This is a genomic window from Streptomyces sp. NPDC001750, assembly GCF_042892615.1.
In the GTDB taxonomy this organism is placed as follows: Bacteria; Actinomycetota; Actinomycetes; order Streptomycetales; family Streptomycetaceae; genus Streptomyces.
This window is the reverse complement of the sequence record NZ_JBIAUE010000003.1, coordinates 316,403-336,660: the sequence shown is the minus strand read 5'-3', so window position 1 is coordinate 336,660 and position 20,258 is coordinate 316,403. Positions and strand designations below refer to the sequence as shown.

The window sequence follows — 20,258 nt, the reverse complement described above, 5'->3', positions numbered from 1 at the left end:
ACTCAGTTGATCCGGCGTCGGGACGATGTCGTCCCACTGCGCCGACAGTCGTACCGAATGATGGAGAGGAAGCTCATGAGTACGATTCATCCGCGGATCACCGAGGTCCTGACCCATACCTTCAAGGTGCCGCCCTCCGAGATCCACCCGGATTCCACCATGGACAGCCTGGAGATGGACTCCCTCGCCGTCGCCGAGTTCGCCGTCCTGCTCAGGGAGACGACGGGGGGCGAAACGGACCTGGACAGGATCCCCAAGGGCGCCACGCTGGCCGAGATCTCGCGCTTCATGGACCCGCCGCGCGGGTGCGCGACACCGGCCCGCCCCGAGGCACACCTGAGCAACGCCCGATGAACAAGCCGGACATCGCCGTCACGGGCCTGGGAATGATCACCCCGGTGGGCAACGACACGGAGTCCACCTGGAAGGGCGTGTGTGCCGGGGTCTCGCCGGTGCGCACCGTCCCGGAACTCGACGGCTGCGCGATCGACTTCGCCTGCACGGTCGACGGGATCGACCTCGACGCCGCGATCGGCGGCCGTACGTCCTTCCGGATGGGAAAGTACGTCAAGCTCGCCGTCGTCGCGGCCCGGGAGGCCGTCGCCGACTCCGGACTGGACCCGCAGCGGTGGGAGGGCGACCGGGTCGCGGTCGTCGTCGGCACCAGCAGCGGGGGTTCCGCGGCACTGACCGAGCAGGCCGTGGTGCTCGACCGGCACGGGCCCGACGCCACGTCGCCCTCGGGGATCCTGCTCACCATCCCGAACATGCCCGCGGCCGAGATCGCGATCCAGTTCCGGGCCACCGGTCCCAGCCTGGCACCGTGCACCGCCTGCTCGTCCGGGGCCACCGCCCTGTCCGTCGCCCGCGACCTGCTGGCCACCGGGCAGTGCGACGTCGCGATCGCCGGGGCCACCGAGTCGATCGTCTACCCGGTCGCCATGACCGGATTCGCCCGGTCCGGTGCCGCGGCCCGGGCGGTCGGCGACCCGGCCCGGCTGTGCCGTCCCTTCGCGGCCGACCGGGCCGGACTGGTCATGGGCGAGGGCGCCGCCGTCATGGTGCTGGAACGCGCGGACGACGCGGCGGCCCGGGGCGCCGCGCCGAGGGCCCTGCTCGCCGGCACCGGCGCCACCACCGACGCCCACCACCCCACCAGCCCGCATCCGTCCGGCGCGGTGGCTCAGGCCGCCGTCGAGGCCGCGCTGCGGGACGCGGGCTGGGCGTCCGACGACGTCGACCACGTCAACGCGCACGGCACGGCGACACCGAGCAATGACGCCACCGAGGCCGCCCTCATCGGCCGGGTCTACCCGCACCGGCCGCCGGTCACCGCGCCGAAGGGCGTACTCGGCCACTGCATGGGGGCGGCCGGGGCGATCGAGGCCGGGCTGACCGTCCTGACGCTCCAGCGCGGTGTCGTGCCCCCGATCGCCAACCTGGACGCCCCGGCGCCCGAGTTCGACATCAACTGCGTCGTCGGGCAGCCGCTGCGGCGGCCCGTCCGGCGGGCCGTGAGCCACTCCTTCGGTTTCGGCGGGCACAACGCCGTGCTCGCCCTCCAGCGGCCATAACGACCTCGTCCACGATTGTCAGCGGCATCGCGGTGTCCGGGACCTCCGCCTCCGGCGTTGTCGTCAGTCCCCGACGCTCCTTCCCCAAGCTCTCAGCTGCGTTCGAGCAGGGGAGACCCCATCCGACTCCCTCCTCCGCCTTGGATTCGAAGGCCCCGGACGCCGCTCCTTCCTCCACTGCCAATCGTGGACGAGGTCGCAAGGCCGGGGCCGACACCCCGCACGGCCGACCGCGCGGCGGCGCACGCCGACCGGGTCGTGCCGGACCCGGTCACGACCACCACCCCGGTGCCCGGCATCGGCGCGATCCGCCCGTGCCGGTCACCTCACGCCCCGGTCCCACGGGGCGGCAGCCCGCGGGCGCGGAAAGGGCGGACCCGTGACACACCCGGGTCCGCACCCCTCGCCCTCCGTCTCCCGGCACGGCGGCCGGGTGCGTCGGGCCGGCTCAGCGGTGGCGTCCCCGGCCGGACCCACCGCCGGGGCCCTCGCGGCCGATGTTCTTGGCGTCCGTGTAGTCGATTTGTTCCTTGCGGAGTTCGGCGGAGATCTCCTTCTGCTCGGTCACCCGCTCGGTCTCCAGGCGCACCCGCTCGACGGGCACGGTCTCCTTGCGCGTGGTGGCGCGCTCGGCGTGCAGAGTGACCTCGACGTCCTGCTCGCTGATGTTCGCGGGTCCCGTCGTCCTCTCTCCGGGCTGCAGCGTCTCGCGGACCACCCGTACCTCTTCGTGCGTCAGCGGCACCGTCCTGGTGACGTTCTCCGTGACGACGTACTTGTGCAGGCGGGCCCTGCCGCTCTCGTACTCCTCGGTGTCGACACGCAACTGCTCCTCGGAACGGATCAACTCCTCCTTGCCGCGGAGTTCGGCGGACCGCTCGGTGCCCGCCCCGGCGCCGACCAGCGGTCGCTCGGCCGTTCCGGCGTCACGGCGCCGGCCCGTGCCCGATCCGGCTCCGGCCATGCCGGACGTGCGCGGCGTGGTGCGGGAGGTGTCCGTGCCCGGGGCGGAGGTGCCGGTCGTGGCCGATGTCCCGCGCCCGGTTCCGGCCGCGCCCATGGCCCCGGTCCCGGTCGTGGTTCCGGTGCCCGCCGGGCCGCCGAGCCTGCCCTTGGTGTTCCTGGCGAGGCCGTAGTGACGGTAGAGCTCCTCCTCCTCCGCCACGGACAGATGCGCGTCCGCGTCCACCCGCGGGGCTTCCTTGACGCGGTCCTTCGGATGTGAAATGTGCAGGTCGGAGCCCACGCGGCGGGCTCCGGCAAGGGGCACGAAACTCTCCTTCATGCCGAACAGGCCGGTCTTCACCGTGATCCAGTCCGGGCGGCCCGTGTTGTCGTCGACATAGACCCGTCCCACACTGCCGACCTTCTCGCCCGCGGTGTCGTACACCGTCAGACCGTCGAGTTCTCCGGAATCCGTGAATCCGTCAGCGGCTCCCATGACCGATTCCTCCTCACCCGGGCGCGTCCTGTGGCTGGGTCCATCAGGGGAGGCGCGTCCGATTCCCATCGCGCCTCACCCGGATGGACGCTGCAACCGCCCCGTCCCCGGAGGCCGGACGTCGCACGCGTGCGGCGTCGGCGGTTGCGGCGTGGCACGGCGGTGGGCGGGCCGCACCTTCGTTAGGCCAATCGGGTGAGGGTGGCTTCCGGCGGGTCCCACGACGTGGCGCACCGGCGCGGCGGGGCGGCACGGACCGGGCCCGGGGACGCCACGGGCCCGACCCGTATGATCGTCCGGCCGTCCGTCGGCCCCGTCCCGCCGTACCACCCGGGGGTGTCCCATCAGTTCCGTACGCATCCGGCTGCCCCAGCAGCGCGGTGAGCTGCTCGCCCGACGCGAGGACGGTCTGGACCTCCACCATCTGGTGTGGCGGCTGGGACCGGGATGGCGGGTGTGCAGCAGCGCCGTGCTCGGCGGAGGCATCGGCCCGCGCGGGTGGATCCTCAACGCCCAGGTCCCCGGTGGCTACCCGCGCATGGACCCGGACCGCCACCTCGCCGAGATCGCCGCCGCGGAGCGCCTCACCGGGCCGGGCGCGGGCCTGATGACGGCGGCCGACGTAGCCGCGTACGCCCTCGCCACCGACGAGGGGGTGACGGCCACCGCCACCTGCGGCCTCGGCGTGCGCGGCTGGGCCGCCGCCCCCGCCCGGGAGACCGGTGCCGCCGACGGGGACGCCGGGCGACCGCCGCGGCCGGGCACGGTCAACATCGTGGTCACCCTGCCGGTGGCGCTCTCCGACGCGGCACTCGTCAACGCGGTCGCCACGGCCACCGAGGCCAAGGTGCAGGCGCTCCTGGACGCGGGACTCGACTGCTCGGGCACCCCCACCGACGCCGTCTGCGTCGCCGCGCCCTGCCCGGGAAGCGCCCCGGGCGAACCCTTCGCGGGACCGCGTTCCCGCTGGGGCGCGCGACTCGCCAGGGCCGTGCACGCGGCCGTCCGCGAAGGCGCGCTCGGGCAATCCTGGGAGTCCACCGTGGAGCGGGCCGACCGGAGCGCGGCAGGCGAACCCGCTCCGGACGCGGCAGACGAAAGGGAGTGCCCTCCTCACGCTGCCGAACACCTCCGCTGACCCCGGTGCCACCGGTCCCGGGGCCGACGCCGCCGCTGCCCCGAACACCGCCGGTCCGCAGCCGGCCCGATGCCGCCGCGAGGCCCGCCCCCACGCTCCGCGTCGCCGTCCTGGGGACCGGGATCACGGGCTCCGCCATGGCCCGGGGCCTGCTCCGGGCGGGTCTCGACGTCCATGTCCGGAACCGCACGCGGGCCAATGCGGCCTCGCTCGCCGCCGACGGCGCCACGGTCGCAGAGAGGGTGGCGGACGCCGTGCGCGGCGCGAACGTCGTCCTCACCATGCTGGTCGACGGCCTCTCGGTCGCCGCGGCACCCGCCGCCGAGCCGGGGCTGGGCCCCGGCCAGGTGCTGTTCCGGAGGGACCCCGAAGAACGGCACCGACGGCCCGGCGCGGGACTCCGGCGCGAAGAGCGCGGAAGCCCTCCGCGCGAGCGGCGTGGCTGACGGTCACGGTCCGCGCCGCATGGAGAGAAGTGGAAGCCGTCCGCACGAGGGGCGTGGAAGGAGGGCGGGGGAGCGGGCCGACGAGGGGAGCGGCGAGGAGGGCGCGGGGAAGGACGCCGGGTACGGTCCCCGGAGGTACCGCCGCCGACGGCCCTCCGCGTCGCCGGGTCACTCCTCCACGCACATCCCGCTGCGCAGCTTCCGCAGGATCCGGCTGATCAGCCGTGATACGTGCATCTGCGAGACACCGAGCTCCGCCCCGATCTGGGACTGCGTCATCTCCTGGCCGAAACGCATGTCGACGATGCGGCGCTCGCGGTCGTCGAGGCCGCCCAGCAGCGGCGCGAGCGCGTGCAGGTTCTCCACCGTCTCGATGGCGGGATCGGGGCCGCCCAGGACGTCGGCGAAGGTGCGCCCCGGACCGCGGTGCCGACACGTGCCCACCGGTTCGGCCAGCATGTCCAGCGAACCCGCCGTGTACCCGTTGGCCGCCACGAGCCCCTCGCCGACCTCGTCCTCGCCCAGCCCCAGCTGTTCGGCGAGCTCGCGGACGGTGGGTTCGCGGTCGAGCTCCGCGGCCAGCGACTCCGTGGCCCCGGCGATGTCGGCCCGCAGCTCCTGGAGCCGGCGCGGCACATGGACGGCCCAGCCGGTGTCGCGGAAGAAGCGCTTGATCTCCCCGGTGATGTAGGGGACCGCGAAGGAGGTGAACTCGACCTTCCGGGAGAGGTCGAAGCGGTCGATGGCCTTGATGAGCCCGATCGTGCCGACCTGGACGACGTCCTCCATGTCGCCGCCGCCCCGGCTCCGGAACCGCCCCGCGGCGAACCGGACGAGGGAGAGATTCATCTCGATGAGGGTGTTGCGCGCGTACTGATGGGCCGGGGTGCCCTCCTCCAGGGCCCGGAGGCGGTCGAAGAACAGCCGGGACAGTTCCCGCGCGTCCGACGGGGCGAGCCTGCCCGCGTTCTCGATCCACGGCAGCTCGCCGTCGTCGGCGGCGCTCTGCGGGCCGCTCTCGAACCTCCCGGCTCCCGCACCGTCCGTACGGCCGGTCCGCGCGGTGTGCGCCGTCATCTCGTCACACTCCCCTGGTCGTAGGTGAGGAGTGAGCGCCTGCCCCCGAAAGCGGGCGCTCATGCGGAGGAGCGGAGGCCGGACGGCGGGAGCGGCGGTCAATGGCCGGGAACCGTCGTGATGGCCGGTCAGGAGCACGGAGGACGGACCGTGCCACGCGCGGGGCCGTCGGCCGCGCCGGGCATCGGAACCGCCCCACCGGTACGGGGGAGCCCGGTGGGGCGGCCGTCTCCAGACTGCCACAGCCGAGGGCCCGCCGGGGCCGACCTCCGTACATCCGCTGGTAGTTGAGTCGAAATCGACGGTGACCGAACCACGCACCGCCGGTCCGGGGCCCGGTCGCGAGGGTGCCCCCGGAGAACCGGAACAATCCGTTCGAATGGCCGGGAGTTGCGCGAGCCGAGCGGGGGACCGGAGTCGATAGGGTGTGCAGGAACGTTTCTTTGCTGCGAGTCTTCGAGGGGTGCGTCCAGGTCATGGTGGGTCAGCGGCGTTGGTGGGGGCGAGGCTTGGCGACCGTGGCCGTTCTCGCGGTGGCCGGGTGCTCGGTGGTCGACGAGGCGACGTCGCCCGCCACGACGGACGGCAAGCCGACCGCCACGGCCTCGGCCGGTTCGGGCGGCGGCCGGGCCGACGGGCCCGCCTCGACCCTGCCGGGCGTGCCGACCGCCGAGCGGGCGCGGCAGGACCTGGCGGGGCTGAAGGTGGCCGCACACGGCTCGATGTCCGGCTACAGCCGCTCCAAGTTCCCCCACTGGGCCTCGCAGGGCGAGTCCTGCGACACCCGGGAGACGGTGCTGGGGCGCGACGGGACCGGCGTCGAGCGGGACGACAAGTGCCGGGCGGTGTCCGGGAAGTGGGTCAGCGTCTACGACGACGAGACGTTCACCAACGCCTCGGACCTGGACATCGACCACACGGTGCCGCTGGCCAACGCCTGGCGTTCCGGGGCCCGCGCCTGGACGCAGGACCGGCGCAAGGCGTTCGCGAACGACCTGACCCACCCGCAGCTGCTGGCCGTCTCGGCGGCCTCCAACCGCTCCAAGGGCGACCAGGGACCGGACGAGTGGCAGCCGCCGACCAAGACGTACTGGTGCACCTACGCCCGCTCCTGGGTCTCGGTGAAGGCGACGTACGAGCTGTCGGTGACCGCGGCGGAGAAGGACACGCTGGGCGAGATGCTGGACACCTGCGGCTCATGAACGCGCACGAACCGGCAGGCCCGGGCCGGCTCGTGGACGATGTCGTGGCGGGTCCCGGCGGGGCGATGACCGACGAGGTCGGTGTCATCACAGGGGAGTTGACCGTCGCGACCGTCCCGCGGCCCGACGGGCGCGCCGACATCGCCGTCCAGTACACCGAAGCCGACGAGTGGTACACCCTCACCGGCAGTCCCGTGCCGCTGCCGCCCGAGGGGCTGGAGGCCCTGCACCGGGACGTCCTCGCCCGGATCCGCCACGGGGGCGCCGCGCGGGCCACGCCCTGAACCGGTCGTCCGCCGGCCGATGTGGGCCCACGGCTCCCGCCGATCCTCCGGCTCGTCCGCCGGGCGGCGGGGGGCGGCTCGCCCGTGCGATCGGCCGCCCACCGTGCCCGGACGCGCCACGAGGCGCGGGGTGCCCAGGGGGAGAGGATCTGGCCGACGACCCGCGTCCCGGCCCGGCCGACCGCGCGGACGCGGAATTCGGCGCCGCTGCCGGGTCGAGGAATCCCAGGGGCGCGGCGGACCCGGAGTGCTCCGCCGCGTGGTCCGGCGAGCGCGGCCGCGCGCACGAGGCGGGGACCGGCGCGACGACGGTGGGGGAGGAGGAGCGGCGGCCGGCGGTCGTGCACCGCTCGACGGCGCACCCGCCGCCGGACACCGGCATCGGATCGCCGATCCGGTGATCGCCGCGCCGCACGGCCGTACCGTCGCCGTCAGCGGCGAAGCGACCGTCCGCGCAGGGGATCCGCGAACGCTCCGTCGGATCGGCGGGCCGACGCACTTCCGTACCGGGTGCCCACCCTGGCCCCGGTCGACGGCGGCGGCCTGCTCGTCGGCTTCGGCGAAGAACTCCCACTGCTCGTCGCCCGACCCGCCGACCGATGCCGGAACGCCGTGGTCCGGACAGGGTCGTCCCGATCGTCGCGCCCTCGTGAACATTCGCCCGGCCCGGGAATACGGGCGCCGGGAACGGCCTTCCCGCTGCTGGGGCGAGCGGTGGCCGGACCGGCCGGGAGCACTGCGGCCCCATGACCAGCAGGAGCAGGAGAGAGGGAACCCATGCCCAAGGCTTACGTGTTCACCCGTAACGGCGGTCCGGAGGTGGAGGCACTGGTCGACCGGGACATGCCCGTACCCGGCCCCGGTGAGCTGCTCGTCGCCGTCCGGGCGGCCGGGGTCAACCCGGTCGACTGGAAGCTGCGCAGGGGCTACGTGAGGCCCGGCAGCGAGCGGCAGCCGTTCCCCACCGTGCTCGGCAGCGAGGCGGCCGGTGTCGTGGAGGGCGTGGGGCCGGGCGTCGAGGGGTTCGCGGTCGGGGACGAGGTCTTCGGCAACCCGGTGGCCGGCGGGTACGCCGAGTACACCCTTCTGCCCGTCGCCGTGACCGCGCACAAGCCGGCCGAGCTGTCGTTCACCGACGCGGCCGTGCTGCCCGTCGCGGCGGCCACCGCCTACGACGGCGTGCGCCAGATCGGCCCGGCCCCCGGCTCGACGCTCCTGGTCACCGGGGCCGGGGGTGGCGTCGGATCGGCCGCCGTACAGCTCGCCCGGCACGCGGGCGCCCGGGTGATCGGCACCGCGAGCGCGGACAAGAAGGACTACGTCGAATCGCTGGGCGCGGTGCACGTCGAGTCCGGCGACGGAATCGCCGACCGGGTACGGGCCGCGGCCCCGGACGGCATCGACGCGATCTTCGACCTGGTCGGCGGCGACACCCTGCGGGCCGTGGCGCCGCTGGTCGACCCGGCCCGGCTGATCAGCGCCGGGGGCAAGCCGCTGGCGGTGGAACTGGGCGGGGCGGCCGTCGCCCGGGCCCGGGACGCGGTGGTCCTCGAGGCGGTGGGGGACCTCGTCGTGCGCGGAGTGCTGCGCACCCACGTGACCCGGACGTTCCCGCTCGCCGATGCCGGGGCGGCCCTGCGTGCGGTGGAGAGCGGGCACACCCGCGGCAAGATCGTGATCGAGGTGGCCGGGTGACCGTCCCCGATGCCACGCACCCGCTGGACCGTCCGGTGCACGCCGCGCTGACCGGTCCGCACGCCTCCTTCGCCGAACGGCGCGGCCGTGTTCTGCGCTACCCGGCGGACGTGGCCGCCTGGTGCGCGCTGCCGGACGCGCCGGAGGCGGAGGACTGGGCGGACGCCGCGGCCCTCGCCGGACCCGGTGGGCTGGTGGCCCTCACGGCCTTCCGCGAGCCGCCGCCCGAGGACTGGGAGGTCACCTTCCACGCCGAGGGCGTCCAGCTGGTCGACGCGGGCGTGGAGGCCGCGCCGTTCCCCGAGGCCGTACGGCTCGGGCCCGCGGACGTACCCGAGATGCTCGACCTGGTCGCCCGGACCCGCCCGGGACCCTTCCTGCCCCGCACGGTGGAGCTCGGCACCTACCTCGGGGTGCGGCGCGACGGGGTGCTCGTCGCCATGGCGGGAGAACGCCTGCGCCCGCCCGGCTGGAGCGAGATCAGCGGCGTGTGCACGGACGAGTCCGTACGGGGCCAGGGGCTCGGCGGCAGGCTCGTCCGGGCCGTCGCCCACGAGATCGGACGACGCGGCGAGACGCCGTTCCTGCACGCCTCCGCCTCCAACACCGGGGCCGTCCGCCTGTACGAGTCGCTGGGATTCGTGCTGCGCCGCCGCACGTCGTTCCTGGCGGCGCTCGTGCCGGGGAACCCGCCGGCGCGCCTGCCGGACCCCGCCGCCGCCCGCGCGACCCCCGTGGGCTGACCCTGCGGCAAGGGTCGGCGACGACATGCATCTCGTACCGCTGCTGGTGGTCGTGCCCGCGCTCGTCTCGGTGTTCGGCACCATCCGGCAGACCACCGGCGTGGCCGTCCGGGTCACGACCTTCGTCGTGTGCTCGCGGCTGGTGACCGGGGGAGGACTCTGGGACATCACCAATCAGCCTCGGCTTCACCGTGCTGGCCTGTTTCCTCGGCGTCGGATCCTGCGCGCTCAGGATCCGCCGCGCCGCCGAGACCGCCAGGCCGCGCTACGCCGCCGTCGCGCTCCAGCGGCAGATCCTGCGCCCGCTGCCCATCGCGACCGACCAGATCCTCGCCCAGGGCGTCTACGTGCCGATCGAGGAGGACCGGCTGGTGGGCGGCGACATCTACGAGGTGGTCCAGTCGCCCTACGGAACCCGGTGATCATCGGGGACGTCCAGGGCAAGGGGCTCGCCGCGATCGGGGCGGGCTTCGCGGTGCTCGGCGCGTTCCGGGCGGCGGCCACCCGCGAACCCACGCTGACCGGTGTGGCTGATGTCCTGGAGGACACCGTCGCCCGGCACAACTCCTTCGCCGCGGAGTCCGGTGAGACGGAACGCTTCGTCACGGCCCTGGTGCTGGGCGTCGACGACGAGGACCGGTTCGGCGTCGTCAACTGCGGACATCTGCCGCCCCGGCTGCTGCACGACGGGGTGACCCGGCCGGTCCCGTTGCGCCGTCCCTCCGTGCCGCTCGGTCTGGCGGAGCTGAGCGGGGAGCGAGGGCCGAGGAGCGGTTCGACTTCCCACCCGGTGCGACGCTGCTGCTCCTCACCGACGGCGTCACCGAGGCCCGCGACGCCTCCGGCGCCTTCTACCCGTTGGACGCCCGGCTCGGGCGGTGGGCGCGGCGCCGTCCGCGCGAGGTCCTCGACGCGCTCCGCGGCGATCTGGAGAGCTTCTCCGAGGGCGTCCGCCGCGACGACATCGCCGTGCTCGCGCTGAGCCGTACACCGGCCGGAAGTCGGCACCGCCCGGCGCCCGCCGGACAGGGCGCCCGGCGGGCGGCGGAGACCTTCGGCGCGCCGGGGGCGTAGCCGCCGCTCGACCGCCCCTGCGGACGGCGGACGACCGGCGTCGGCAGGAGGCGGGGCCGACGATCCGATGTCCCGACGGGACTTCTGTCGCGTCGGGACATTCTCAGGTGTACGGTGCAATCATGGATCCGGAACGGAAGCCTCCGGAACGGCGGAGCCGCAAGGCGCGCAGGACCCGGGACGCACTGGCGCAGGCCGCGGTCGAGCTCGTGCTCGACCGGGGGCTGAAGGAGGTGACGGTCGAGGAGATCGCGGAACGCGCGGACGTCGACCGGCGCACTTTCAGCCGTTACTTCACGGGCAAGGAAGCCGCGGTCCTGGACTCGCTCCGGGACGACGGCGACCGGATCAACGCCGCCCTGCGCGCGCGGCCCGCCGACGAGCCCCCGCTCGTCGCCTACCGCCGCGCCGTCCTCGACTGGCTCGACGACCTCCGGGCGCGGGCGTCCCACCACTGGGAGCGGATCTTCGCCCTGCTGGTGCTCGCCGAGCGGGAGCCCACCCTCTACGCGGCGTTCCACCACATCCGGGTGGACGCGCAGGAGGACTCGATCGTCATCGTCGCCGACCGGCTCGGCGTCGACCCGCGGCTGGACATTCGCCCGGCCGTCACGGTCGCCGCCGGTGCCGGTGCGCTCCTCGCGGCCCAGGCCGCGTGGGTACGCGGCGGACACCCGGACGACCTGCCCCGACTGGTGGGACAGGCATTCGACGCCCTCTCCGGCGAGCTGTTCACCGGTCCGGCACCGCACCGCACCACGGAAGGAACCACTCCATGAGCACCCCTCTCACCCCCGTCGACCAGGAGTTCGCGGGCCGGACCGCCCTCGTCACCGGCGGCGCCTCCGGCATCGGACTGGCCCTCGCCCGCCGACTGGCCGCGGGCGGCGCGTCCGTCGTCGTCGCCGATCACGACGAGGCGGGCGCCCGCGAGGCGGCCGCCGACCTGGAGAGCGCGGGGGCCAAGGCCGCCGCCGTCGCCGTCGACGTCACCGACCCCGCGTCCGTCGAAGCCGGTGTCCGCTTCGCCGTCGACACGTTCGGCGCCCTGCACCTCGCCGTCAACAACGCGGGCATAGCGGGCCCGAGCGGCCCCACGGGCCAGTACGCGGTCGAGGACTGGAACCGGGTCGTCGCCACCAACCTCAGCGGCGTCTTCTACTGCCTGCGCCACGAACTCCCCGCCATCGTCGAGGCGGGCGGCGGCGCCGTCGTCAACATGTCGTCGATCCTCGGCACCAACGGCTTCGCCGGTTCCCCGGCCTATGTGGCCGCCAAGCACGGCGTCGTCGGCCTCACCAAGACCGCCGCCCTCGAATACGCGGCGCGGAACGTCCGGATCAACGCCGTCGGCCCCGGCTTCATCGACACCCCCCTGCTGCGCGACGCGGACGCGGCGGCCCGCGAGCACCTCATCTCGCTGCACCCGGCCGGACGCCTCGGCACGGCGGAGGAGGTCGCCGAACTCGCCGCGTTCCTCCTCTCCGACCGCGCCTCCTTCGTCCACGGCAGCTACCACCTGGTGGACGGCGGCTACTCCGCCCCCTGACCGGTGCCGGCGGGCGACGCAGGGGGAAAAACGGGGGGCGAACAAGGAACACCGAGAGCGAGGAGAACTCCATGAAGGCCGTCCAGTACCGGGCGATCGGCGCGGCACCCGAGGTCGTCACCGTGCCCGACCCGGAGCCCGGACCCGGGCAGGTGCTGCTGAAGGTCACCGCGGCGGGCGTCTGCCACTCCGACATAGCCGTGATGAGCATGCCGGCCGAGCAGATACCGTTCCCGCTGCCCCTCACCCTCGGCCACGAGGGCGTCGGCACCGTTGCCGCCCTCGGCGACGGAGTGACCGGCCTCACGATGGGCGAGTCCGTCGCGGTCTACGGCCCCTGGGGCTGCGGAACGTGCGTCAAGTGCGCCGAGGGCAAGGAGAACTACTGCCTGCGCGCCAGGCAGCTGGGCATCGCCCCGCCCGGACTCGGCGCGCCCGGGGCCATGGCCGAGTACATGATCGTCGACGACCCCCGTCACCTCGTGCCGCTCGACGGCCTCGACCCGGTGCGGGCCGTGCCGCTGACCGACGCGGGTCTGACCCCGTACCACGCGATCAAGCGGTCCCTGCCCAAGCTGGTGCCCGGAGCCACCGCCGTCGTCATCGGCACCGGCGGCCTCGGCCACGTCGCGATCCAGCTGCTGCGCGCCCTGACGGCCGTCCGCGTCATCGCCCTGGACGTCTCGCAGGACAAGCTCGCCCTGGCCCGTGCCGTCGGCGCCCACGAGACCGTGCTGTCCGACGAGCACGCCGCGGCCGAGGTCCGGGAACTGACCGGAGGCGTCGGCGCGCAGGTCGTCCTCGACTTCGTCGGCGCGCCCCCGACCGTCACCACGGCAGGGGCCTCGGCCGCCGTCGACTCCGACGTCACGATCGTGGGTCTCGGGGGCGGCGCACTGCCGGTCGGCTTCGGTTCCCTGCCGTACAACACGACGGTGACCTCCCCGTACTGGGGATCGCGCTCCGAACTCGCCGAGGTGCTCGATCTCGCCCGCGCCGGATCCGTCGAGGTCCATGTCGAGACGTACACGCTGGACGAGGCGCCGCTGGCGTACGAACGGCTGCACGCCGGGAAGATCAATGGCCGCGCGGTGATCCTCCCCAACGGCTGACCGGCCGGGTCGGGGCCCGGGACGGGGCGGTCCGACGCCCGGCGCGGCGGACCTCCCCGTCGACGTCCGGAACGACCGGGCGCGCACGGCCGCTTCGGACCGGGCGCCGGGGAAGCGCGGGTGTCCGCGTCGTCACCGGGCCGCCACCAGCGGACGCAGCGGTGAATCCCGCAGCCGGACCACCACCGGCCCGCAGCGTCGTGCCGCCACCGTCAGCACCCAGGCCACCAGGCCGCCGGTGACCAGCCCGATCAGCACGTCGTGCGGGTAGTGGACGCCGATCCACACCCGGGACGCCGCCATCAGCAGCGCGGCGGGAACGGCGATCGCGCCGAGTCTGCGGTCCGTCAGCCAGATCGCCGTCGCCGCCGCCGCCGCGATCGCCGCGTGGTTGCTGGGGAAGGACCAGTCCCCGAGCGGGGGACACGCCTCCACCGTCACGACGTGCAGGGTCCGGCAGGGCCGCTGCTCGTGGAAGAGCGACTTCACCAGGTCGTTGACGACGAACGCGGCCACCACCGCGAGCGGGGCGCAGAGCGCCGCGGCGGTACGGGCGGGCGCCGCGGCGCGCGAGCGCCACCAGGACGCGAGCATCAGCAGGGCGAACAGTGCCAACCCGTAGTCCGACCAGAGACGGACGGCCGAGTCGAGGGCGTCGGGCGAGCTCCGGGCCAGCTCGGTGACCCGGACGTACAGGCCGCCGTCGAGCGAGGCGGCGGTGGAGGCGAGCGGCATCAGCGGGTGTCTCCTTCGGCGGTGTGCCGACCGCGAGGGCGGGGCGGTTCGGTGCCGGGAGGGAAGAGGGGGACCGCAACCGTCACCGCGACGACCGGCGGCCTGCGGACGGCCCGTGACCCGTGGGCGACCGGCCGCGGGCGGGCGACCGGCGACGGGCCGAGGTCCGTGCGGGGCGCCGGGTGCCCCGGTCCGTTCCCGGGGTGGGGCGGGGGCGCGGACGCCGGTGAGGAATCGGACACGACGGAGGGCCCCCCATAATGGTGAGCGGGCGACCTCGCGGCACGCCCGGACTGACTACAGTGGTGTAGACGGTCTACTTCACTGTAGACGCCCGGAGCGGGAGGAGAGTTCCCATGAACCAGGTGAAGGGGATATCCGGCGAGGAGCCCGGCCGTCGGCCGGACGGCGGAGCCGTCGGGGAGCCGTCGCCCGGGGCCGCTCCGGAGCGCCCCTCGCGGTCCCGCGCCGGGTCGGAGCGGCGCCCGTCCGGTGAGCTGGAGTCCACGATCCTGGCGGCCCTGTGGGCGGCGGGCACCGCGCTGACGCCGGGCCAGGTGCAGGCCGCGATCGGACCGGAGCTCGCCCGCACCACCGTCACCACGATCCTGTCGCGGCTCCACGAGAAGGGCGCGGTCACCCGCACCCGTGCCGGGCGAGGCTTCGCGTACACCCCCACCGAGGACGCCCCCGGGCTGACGGCCCGCCGGATGCACAGCGAGCTGCGCAAGGAACCGGACCGCGGCACCGTGCTCGCCCGCTTCGTGTCCCAGCTCAGCGACGAGGACGAGCGTCTGCTGAGGGACCTCCTCGACGGGGACCCGCGTTGATCTACGCCGTATGGGTGCCGCTGCTGACGCCCTTCGTCGCGGTGCCCGCCGCCCGCCGTCTGGCGGACGCCCTGTCGCCGGTACGGGCCGTGCGGCTGCTCGCCGCGACGGGAGTCGGCCTGGCCCTGTGCGGCCTGCTCGCGCTCGCCCTGCTCGTGGTGCCCGGCGCGACCCGGTTCCCCGCCGTCTCCTCCTCCGGCGAACTCGTCAGGCCGCTGTCTGCGATCGCTCCCGCGGCGGCCGTGCCCCTCGCCGCCGCGGCGCTGGCCCTGCTCGTGGGGTGCGCCGTCGCCGTCGCCCGCGCCGCCCGCCGCCACTGGGCGCAGCTGCACCGGCCCGCGCGGCCCGGAGGGACCGAGGGCGAACTCGCCGTGGTGCGCGACAGCCGTCCCGACGCCTACGCCCTGCCCGGACGCCCCGGAACCTCCGGCCGGATCGTCGTCACCACGGGCATGCTGCGCGCCCTGGACCCGGACGAGCGCGACGCGCTGCTGGCCCATGAACGCGCCCACCTCGCGGGCCGCCACCACCTCTACCTCGCCGCCGTCGAGCTGGCGGCACTCTGCCACCCCGCGCTGCGGTCCCTGCGCGCCCCCATGGGCTACGCACTGGAGCGCTGCGCCGACGAGGCCGCCGCAGCGGCCGTCGGCGACCGGCGGATCGCCGCCCGGGCCATCGGCCGCGCCGCCCTCGCCGCACGCGCCGCCGAGGGGGAGGAACGCCCCCGGCCCCGGGTGGCGCTCGGCGCCGCCGTCGGGCCCGTACCGCGCCGCGTCGCCGCGTTGCTCGGCCGCGGCACCCCGCGCTCCCGCGTCGGCCGGGCGGCCGCCGCGGCGCTGCTGGCCTGCCTTGTCGTCTCCGGAGCCGCGGCCCTCGACGCCACGAGCGATCTCCACAGCAGCATCGAAGCGGCCCAGGGCGAGGCCCCGCACCACTGACCTGACGCCACCGCCCCGGCTGTTCGCACGTCCCGGCCCTTCCGGTGACCCTGCCGTCCCCGCGACCCCGCCCTTCCGGCCGGGCAGGGTCCGGCCGTCTCGCGACGCGCGTACGGACGCCGGTCGCTCCCCGGCCGGGCGCCGACGGGTGTGTACCACCCGCTTTCACTCTTTCGCGCCGGTGTGCGCCCTTTCGCACTCCGACGCGCCACCTCGACGATGAACTGCCGCACCCCCGACATCCGTTCCGGCCGCGCCGGGCGACGGCCGTTCCGCCCGGCCGCGTCGCGCGACATCCGTCCCGGCCGTGCCACGCGCAGTGAGGAGATCTCCATGAGGCAGCGGCCGGTCGTCATCGATCCGGCGGGACGCGACATCCACGGCGAGGCGCGCTCGCTCCGCCGGCACGGTTGCGTCGCCCCGGTCGAGCTCCCCGACGGCATCAGGGCCTGGGCACCCACCGGCTACCAGGCGCTCCGCCGCCTGCTCGCCGACGACCGGGTGTCCAAGGATCCGAACCAGCACTGGCCGCTCTGGCGGAACGGGGAGTTCCGGGCGAGCTGGATCAACACCTGGGTGGGCGTGTCGAACATGCTCACCGCCTACGGCGCCGACCACCGCCGACTGCGCAGGCTCATCTCGCCCGCCTTCACCCGACGGCGGGTCGACGCCCTGCGTCCGCGCATCGAGGAGATCACCACGACGCTGCTCGACCGGATGGCCGCCGACCCCGACGGCCGGGCCGAGTTGCGCACCGACTTCGCCCATCCGCTGCCGATGGGGGTCATCTGCGAACTCTTCGGTGTGCCCGAGGACCGGAGGGCCGACACCGCGCGCCTCGTCAGCGAGATCTTCGACACCACCGCGACGGACGAGCAGGCCGTCGCCACCCTGCTGGAGGTCCAGGACCTTCTCGCGAGGCTGGTCGCCGCCAAGCGCGAGCACCCCGACGACGACCTCACCAGCGTGCTGATCGCCACCCGTGACGAGGAGGGCTCCGGCCTCACCGAGACCGAACTCGTCGGCACCCTGCTGCTCCTCATCGGCGCGGGCCACGAGACCACCGTCAACCTCATCGGCAACGCCGTCCACGCCCTGCTCAGCCACCCCGCGCAGCTCGCCCGGGTGCGCGCCGGCGACGTGCCCTGGAGCGACGTCATCGAGGAGACCCTGCGCTGGGCCCCGCCGATCGCCAGCCTGCCGCTGCGCTTCGCCGTCGAGAACATCGAACTCCCCGACGGCACCACCGTCGCGCGCGGCGACGCGGTCCTCGCCACGTACGCCGCGGCCGGCCGAGACCCCCTGCGGCACGGCCCGGATGCGGACAGCTTCGACATCACCCGTCCCGACAAGGAACACCTCGCCTTCGGCCACGGCGTACATTTCTGTGTCGGCGCCCCGCTGGCCCGGCTGGAGGCGTCGATCGCCCTGCCCGCCCTGTTCGCGCGCTTCCCCGGTCTGCGCGCGGACGAGGAGTCGGCACCGGCCGCCCGCCTCGACTCGTTCATCGCGAACGGCTTCGCCACCTTCCCGGTGCGTCTTCGCTGAACCCGCGGCGGCCGGGCCCTGTCGTCGATCTGCCGCCCGCCGTGCGGCGTCCGGCACACGCGCTCGCCGCGTTGTCGGACTCGTCCTCGTGCTCGTACGTCGGGCACGAGGACGACCGTCCGCCCCGCACGCGCACGTACCGGACGCCGCGCGGCCCGGTCTTCGGCCGACGACGGCACTTCCAGGACAACGCCCAGGACGGGCCGGAGGGCGAACGGGCGGGAAAACCGGAGGCCCGCCCGAGCCGCCGCCTCTACACTGCGTCCCATGGGTTCGCGCCACTACTACTTCCGCTGAGTCCGGGCACGGACGCGCCACGCGACACCGGGTGACCCGAGGGCTGCCCCTCTCGCGTGCGACGCGCCGTTCCGCCCGTCCGACAACCCCGTCCCGCCGCGCACGTGCACACGTGCGCCGCCGCGGCATGTCATCTCAGGGAATGCGCCCATGAACCACGAACACCCCCGTGCCCAACTCGCCCTCAAGGACGTCTCCAAGCGCTACGGGGACCGCCCGGTCCTCGACCAGGTGACGTTCACCGTCCGCCCCGGCGACAAGGTCGCGGTGATCGGCGAGAACGGCTCCGGGAAGTCCACCCTCCTGCGCCTGATCTCCGGAGCGGAGGCACCGGACGGCGGAGAGATCACCGTCCGCTTCCCCGGCGGCACCGGCCATCTGCCCCAGACCCTCGCCCTCGACCCCGACCGCACCGTCCAGGACGTCGTCGACCTCGCCCTGGCCGAACTGCGTACCCTGGAGCGCGAGATCCGCGCCGCCGAGGAAGCGCTCGGCGCTCCGGGAACCCCCGACCCGTCCCGGCTCGCCGCCTACGGCGAACTGCTGACGGCGTACGAGGAACGCGACGGCTACCGCGCCGACAGCCGCGTGGACGCCGCGCTGCACGGCCTCGGGATCGGCCACCTCACCCGCGGACGACTCCTCGGCACCCTGTCCGGCGGTGAACAGTCGCGGCTCGCGCTCGGCTGCGTGCTGGCATCCGCCCCCGAACTCCTGCTGCTCGACGAACCCACCAACCACCTCGACCTCCGCGCCACCACCTGGCTGGAGGACCACCTGCGCGCCCACCGCGGCACCGTCGTCGTCATCACCCACGACCGGGCCTTCCTGGAGCGGACCACCCGCGTCGTCCTGGAGGTCGACCGCGACCTGCGCCGGGTCGTCCGGTACGGCGGCGGCTGGGACGGCTACCGCACCGCGAAGGCCGCCGCCCGCCGTCGCCGGGTCCAGGACCACCAGGAATGGCTGGACGAGCTGGCCCGTGCGGAAGAACTCGTGAACGCGACGGGGCAGCGCCTCGCCAGGACGGGGAAGGACCCGCGGCAGGGCTTCGGCAAGCACCGGCGGTCGCACGAGGCCAAGCTGTCGGGCCGGGTCGGGGCCGCCGCGAGACGGCTGGACGAACTGCGCGGGAATCCCGTCCCGGCCCCGCCCGAACCACTGCGCTTCCACGCCGACATCGCCGTCGCCGCCGGGGAGGAGACGGCGACCCCCGCTCCGCTCGCCGAACTCGACTCCGTCGTCGTCGGCGACCGGCTCCACCTGCCCGCGTTGCGCGTGGACCCCGGGCAGCGCCTTCTGGTCACCGGTCCCAACGGCGCCGGAAAGTCGACCCTGTTGCGGGTCCTGGCGGGCGAACTCGCCCCTGACGCGGGCACGGTGCGCCGCCGTGGCCGCCTCGGGTACCTGCCCCAGGAACTCCCGGCCCGGCCGACCCGCCGTACCCTGCTGGAGGCGTTCGCGCAGGAACGGTCCGGCCACCCCGACGAGCACGCCGAGAACCTCCTGGCCCTGGGCCTGTTCCGCCCCGAGGACCTGGCGGTGCCGGTCGCCGCGCTCTCGGCCGGGCAGCAACGCAGGCTCGCGCTGGCCCGCCTGGTCACCCGCCCGGCCGATCTGCTGGTGCTGGACGAGCCGACGAACCACATCGCCCTCGGTCTGGTGGAGGAGGTGGAGGCGGCGCTCGCGCGGTACCGGGGAGCGGTGGTGGTCGTCTCGCACGACCGTGCCTTCCGCGGCAGGTTCACCGGCGACCGGATGGAACTGCGCGACGGCCGCCCGGTCGTGGCGGGTGCCGGCGCGTACGGAAGCGTCGGAGGCCGGGAGCACGGCGGCTGAACCGATGTCCCGCGGCACCGGCGGGAACGCGACGCGCCCGGTCGGCGGCATCGCGAAGGAGGCCGGCCCGACGAGGGCCGACGCCCGCCCGGGGACCGTCCCGGGCGGGCGTCACCCGCACCCGCGCAGGTGCTCGCGCAGCCGGTCGAGGAACACCCGCTGCCCCGCCACGAGCCGCCGCTCCGCCTCCCGGGGAGCGCACCAGGCGAACCGGTCCACCTCCGGGAACTCCCGCAGCACACCGGAGCCCCTCGGCCACTCCATGGTGAACGTCCCCGGCACGGCCGCCGCGGGATCCACGTCCGCCTCCACCGCCCACACCACCACGGTCTTGCCGCCGGACTGCCGGGTCTCGCCGAGCGCCACCCACGCGCCGTCCGGCACCGCGTGACCGAACTCCTCCTCGAACTCCCGGCGGGCGGCGTCCCGCGGCTCCTCCTCCGGGCCGTACTCGCCCTTGGGGACCGACCACGCGGCGTCCTCGCGTCCCGCCCAGAACGGGCCGCCCATGTGCGCGAGCAGCACCTCGAAGCCGGTGCCGCCGTCCGTGGCCCGCACGCCCTCGGTCCGTTCGTCCGCGCCCCCGCCCGGACGGCGGAACAGGAGAAGGCCCGCACTGCGCCGGGCGCGTTTCGGAGGTGGCATGACGTCAAGTCTGGGCCGCCCTGCGGCGGGCCGTCGCGGACAGTGCCGCCGTCCAGGTGATCGTTCCCGTCACGGAGCCGACCCGCCGTGT

At 74.6% G+C, this 20,258-nt stretch carries 19 protein-coding genes and 1 pseudogene; 16 read left to right on the top strand and 4 right to left on the bottom strand.

Features of this window, described 5'->3' with window-relative positions; all coding sequences use genetic code 11:
* Window positions 1-75: 75 nt before the first annotated feature.
* The gene (locus ACFYY6_RS07615) at window positions 76-354 is read left to right on the top strand and encodes an acyl carrier protein (RefSeq protein WP_351522336.1); all 279 of its coding nucleotides are present in this window, start codon (window positions 76-78) and stop codon (window positions 352-354) included.
* Window positions 351-1,574: a beta-ketoacyl-[acyl-carrier-protein] synthase family protein gene (locus ACFYY6_RS07610; RefSeq protein WP_351522338.1), complete on the top strand. Its 1,224-nt coding sequence runs from the start codon at window positions 351-353 to the stop codon at window positions 1,572-1,574. Before ACFYY6_RS07615 ends, ACFYY6_RS07610 begins: the two co-directional genes overlap by 4 nt.
* A 448-nt stretch (window positions 1,575-2,022) precedes the next feature.
* On the opposite strand, the gene ACFYY6_RS07605 is transcribed toward ACFYY6_RS07610, so the two are convergent.
* Window positions 2,023-3,015: a PRC and DUF2382 domain-containing protein gene (locus ACFYY6_RS07605; RefSeq protein WP_351521786.1), complete on the bottom strand. Its 993-nt coding sequence runs from the start codon at window positions 3,013-3,015 to the stop codon at window positions 2,023-2,025.
* 427 nt (window positions 3,016-3,442) lie between these two features.
* Between ACFYY6_RS07605 and ACFYY6_RS07600 the strand changes: the two genes are divergently transcribed.
* Window positions 3,443-4,153 carry an adenosylcobinamide amidohydrolase gene (locus ACFYY6_RS07600; protein WP_386607712.1) on the top strand — a complete coding sequence of 237 codons (711 nt, stop codon included), beginning with the start codon at window positions 3,443-3,445 and terminating at the stop codon, window positions 4,151-4,153.
* A 5-nt stretch (window positions 4,154-4,158) separates the two neighbouring features.
* Window positions 4,159-4,599 (top strand): NAD(P)-binding domain-containing protein, encoded by a 441-nt coding sequence (locus ACFYY6_RS07595; RefSeq protein ID WP_389192095.1) that lies wholly within the window; start codon window positions 4,159-4,161, stop codon window positions 4,597-4,599.
* Window positions 4,600-4,767: 168 nt separating this feature from the next.
* Here the strand turns inward: ACFYY6_RS07595 and ACFYY6_RS07590 are convergent, their stop codons facing one another.
* Window positions 4,768-5,676 (bottom strand): RNA polymerase sigma factor SigF, encoded by a 909-nt coding sequence (locus ACFYY6_RS07590; protein ID WP_389192092.1) that lies wholly within the window; start codon window positions 5,674-5,676, stop codon window positions 4,768-4,770.
* A 476-nt stretch (window positions 5,677-6,152) separates the two neighbouring features.
* Here ACFYY6_RS07590 and ACFYY6_RS07585 point away from each other — a divergent pair, with 476 nt between their 5' ends.
* From ACFYY6_RS07585 to ACFYY6_RS07550, 8 genes and pseudogenes are all read left to right on the top strand, one after another.
* Window positions 6,153-6,878 carry an HNH endonuclease family protein gene (locus tag ACFYY6_RS07585; RefSeq protein WP_351624829.1) on the top strand — a complete coding sequence of 242 codons (726 nt, stop codon included), beginning with the start codon at window positions 6,153-6,155 and terminating at the stop codon, window positions 6,876-6,878.
* A complete protein-coding gene (locus ACFYY6_RS07580; protein ID WP_351521790.1) occupies window positions 6,875-7,162 on the top strand; it encodes a hypothetical protein in 288 nt (95 codons plus the stop codon). Before ACFYY6_RS07585 ends, ACFYY6_RS07580 begins: the two co-directional genes overlap by 4 nt.
* A 777-nt stretch (window positions 7,163-7,939) precedes the next feature.
* Window positions 7,940-8,857 (top strand): NADP-dependent oxidoreductase, encoded by a 918-nt coding sequence (locus ACFYY6_RS07575; RefSeq protein WP_351521792.1) that lies wholly within the window; start codon window positions 7,940-7,942, stop codon window positions 8,855-8,857.
* A complete protein-coding gene (locus ACFYY6_RS07570) occupies window positions 8,854-9,600 on the top strand; it encodes a GNAT family N-acetyltransferase (RefSeq protein ID WP_351624676.1) in 747 nt (248 codons plus the stop codon). Before ACFYY6_RS07575 ends, ACFYY6_RS07570 begins: the two co-directional genes overlap by 4 nt.
* 16 nt (window positions 9,601-9,616) lie before the next feature.
* Window positions 9,617-10,674, top strand: a pseudogene (locus tag ACFYY6_RS07565) (PP2C family protein-serine/threonine phosphatase); the annotation flags it as partial.
* A 122-nt stretch (window positions 10,675-10,796) separates the two neighbouring features.
* Window positions 10,797-11,453: a TetR family transcriptional regulator gene (locus ACFYY6_RS07560; protein WP_351521796.1), complete on the top strand. Its 657-nt coding sequence runs from the start codon at window positions 10,797-10,799 to the stop codon at window positions 11,451-11,453.
* Window positions 11,450-12,223, top strand: a complete 774-nt coding sequence (locus tag ACFYY6_RS07555) for an SDR family NAD(P)-dependent oxidoreductase (protein ID WP_351521798.1) — start codon at window positions 11,450-11,452, stop codon at window positions 12,221-12,223. The genes ACFYY6_RS07560 and ACFYY6_RS07555 overlap by 4 nt, the downstream gene beginning before the upstream one ends.
* A 71-nt stretch (window positions 12,224-12,294) precedes the next feature.
* Window positions 12,295-13,335: an NAD(P)-dependent alcohol dehydrogenase gene (locus tag ACFYY6_RS07550; protein ID WP_389192089.1), complete on the top strand. Its 1,041-nt coding sequence runs from the start codon at window positions 12,295-12,297 to the stop codon at window positions 13,333-13,335.
* A gap of 132 nt (window positions 13,336-13,467) precedes the next feature.
* Here ACFYY6_RS07550 and ACFYY6_RS07545 read toward each other — a convergent pair whose 3' ends face one another.
* Entirely contained in the window at window positions 13,468-14,070 is a 603-nt protein-coding gene (locus ACFYY6_RS07545) for a phosphatase PAP2 family protein (RefSeq protein WP_351521802.1), read from the bottom strand.
* Window positions 14,071-14,567: 497 nt separating this feature from the next.
* On the opposite strand from ACFYY6_RS07545, the gene ACFYY6_RS07540 reads away from it, so the two are divergent.
* The 4 genes from ACFYY6_RS07540 (at window position 14,568) to abc-f (ending at window position 19,522) form a co-directional block, all read left to right on the top strand.
* On the top strand, window positions 14,568-14,900 hold the full coding sequence (locus ACFYY6_RS07540) for a BlaI/MecI/CopY family transcriptional regulator (RefSeq protein WP_351521833.1): 333 nt from the start codon (window positions 14,568-14,570) through the stop codon (window positions 14,898-14,900).
* Window positions 14,897-15,838 carry a M56 family metallopeptidase gene (locus ACFYY6_RS07535; RefSeq protein WP_388650544.1) on the top strand — a complete coding sequence of 314 codons (942 nt, stop codon included), beginning with the start codon at window positions 14,897-14,899 and terminating at the stop codon, window positions 15,836-15,838. The genes ACFYY6_RS07540 and ACFYY6_RS07535 overlap by 4 nt, the downstream gene beginning before the upstream one ends.
* Before the next feature lie 333 nt (window positions 15,839-16,171).
* Window positions 16,172-17,386 (top strand): cytochrome P450, encoded by a 1,215-nt coding sequence (locus ACFYY6_RS07530; protein ID WP_386607718.1) that lies wholly within the window; start codon window positions 16,172-16,174, stop codon window positions 17,384-17,386.
* 447 nt (window positions 17,387-17,833) lie between these two features.
* On the top strand, window positions 17,834-19,522 hold the full coding sequence (abc-f, locus tag ACFYY6_RS07525) for a ribosomal protection-like ABC-F family protein (RefSeq protein ID WP_386607719.1): 1,689 nt from the start codon (window positions 17,834-17,836) through the stop codon (window positions 19,520-19,522).
* A gap of 111 nt (window positions 19,523-19,633) precedes the next feature.
* Here abc-f and ACFYY6_RS07520 read toward each other — a convergent pair whose 3' ends face one another.
* Window positions 19,634-20,167 (bottom strand): NUDIX domain-containing protein, encoded by a 534-nt coding sequence (locus ACFYY6_RS07520; RefSeq protein WP_386607720.1) that lies wholly within the window; start codon window positions 20,165-20,167, stop codon window positions 19,634-19,636.
* Window positions 20,168-20,258: the final 91 nt, after the last annotated feature.

What these genes read in the sequence shown, in the direction of transcription:
- ACFYY6_RS07580 (WP_351521790.1), top strand. Translation starts at nt 6,875, where the DNA reads ATGAACGCGCACGAACCGGCAGGCCCGGGCCGGCTCGTGGACGATGTC.
- ACFYY6_RS07550 (WP_389192089.1), top strand. Translation starts at nt 12,295, where the DNA reads ATGAAGGCCGTCCAGTACCGGGCGATCGGCGCGGCACCCGAGGTCGTC.
- ACFYY6_RS07520 (WP_386607720.1), bottom strand. Translation starts at nt 20,167, where the DNA reads ATGCCACCTCCGAAACGCGCCCGGCGCAGTGCGGGCCTTCTCCTGTTC.
- ACFYY6_RS07610 (WP_351522338.1), top strand. Translation starts at nt 351, where the DNA reads ATGAACAAGCCGGACATCGCCGTCACGGGCCTGGGAATGATCACCCCG.
- ACFYY6_RS07605 (WP_351521786.1), bottom strand. Translation starts at nt 3,015, where the DNA reads ATGGGAGCCGCTGACGGATTCACGGATTCCGGAGAACTCGACGGTCTG.
- ACFYY6_RS07575 (WP_351521792.1), top strand. Translation starts at nt 7,940, where the DNA reads ATGCCCAAGGCTTACGTGTTCACCCGTAACGGCGGTCCGGAGGTGGAG.
- abc-f (WP_386607719.1), top strand. Translation starts at nt 17,834, where the DNA reads ATGAACCACGAACACCCCCGTGCCCAACTCGCCCTCAAGGACGTCTCC.
- ACFYY6_RS07545 (WP_351521802.1), bottom strand. Translation starts at nt 14,070, where the DNA reads ATGCCGCTCGCCTCCACCGCCGCCTCGCTCGACGGCGGCCTGTACGTC.
- ACFYY6_RS07585 (WP_351624829.1), top strand. Translation starts at nt 6,153, where the DNA reads ATGGTGGGTCAGCGGCGTTGGTGGGGGCGAGGCTTGGCGACCGTGGCC.
- ACFYY6_RS07615 (WP_351522336.1), top strand. Translation starts at nt 76, where the DNA reads ATGAGTACGATTCATCCGCGGATCACCGAGGTCCTGACCCATACCTTC.
- ACFYY6_RS07590 (WP_389192092.1), bottom strand. Translation starts at nt 5,676, where the DNA reads ATGACGGCGCACACCGCGCGGACCGGCCGTACGGACGGTGCGGGAGCC.
- ACFYY6_RS07560 (WP_351521796.1), top strand. Translation starts at nt 10,797, where the DNA reads ATGGATCCGGAACGGAAGCCTCCGGAACGGCGGAGCCGCAAGGCGCGC.
- ACFYY6_RS07530 (WP_386607718.1), top strand. Translation starts at nt 16,172, where the DNA reads ATGAGGCAGCGGCCGGTCGTCATCGATCCGGCGGGACGCGACATCCAC.
- ACFYY6_RS07555 (WP_351521798.1), top strand. Translation starts at nt 11,450, where the DNA reads ATGAGCACCCCTCTCACCCCCGTCGACCAGGAGTTCGCGGGCCGGACC.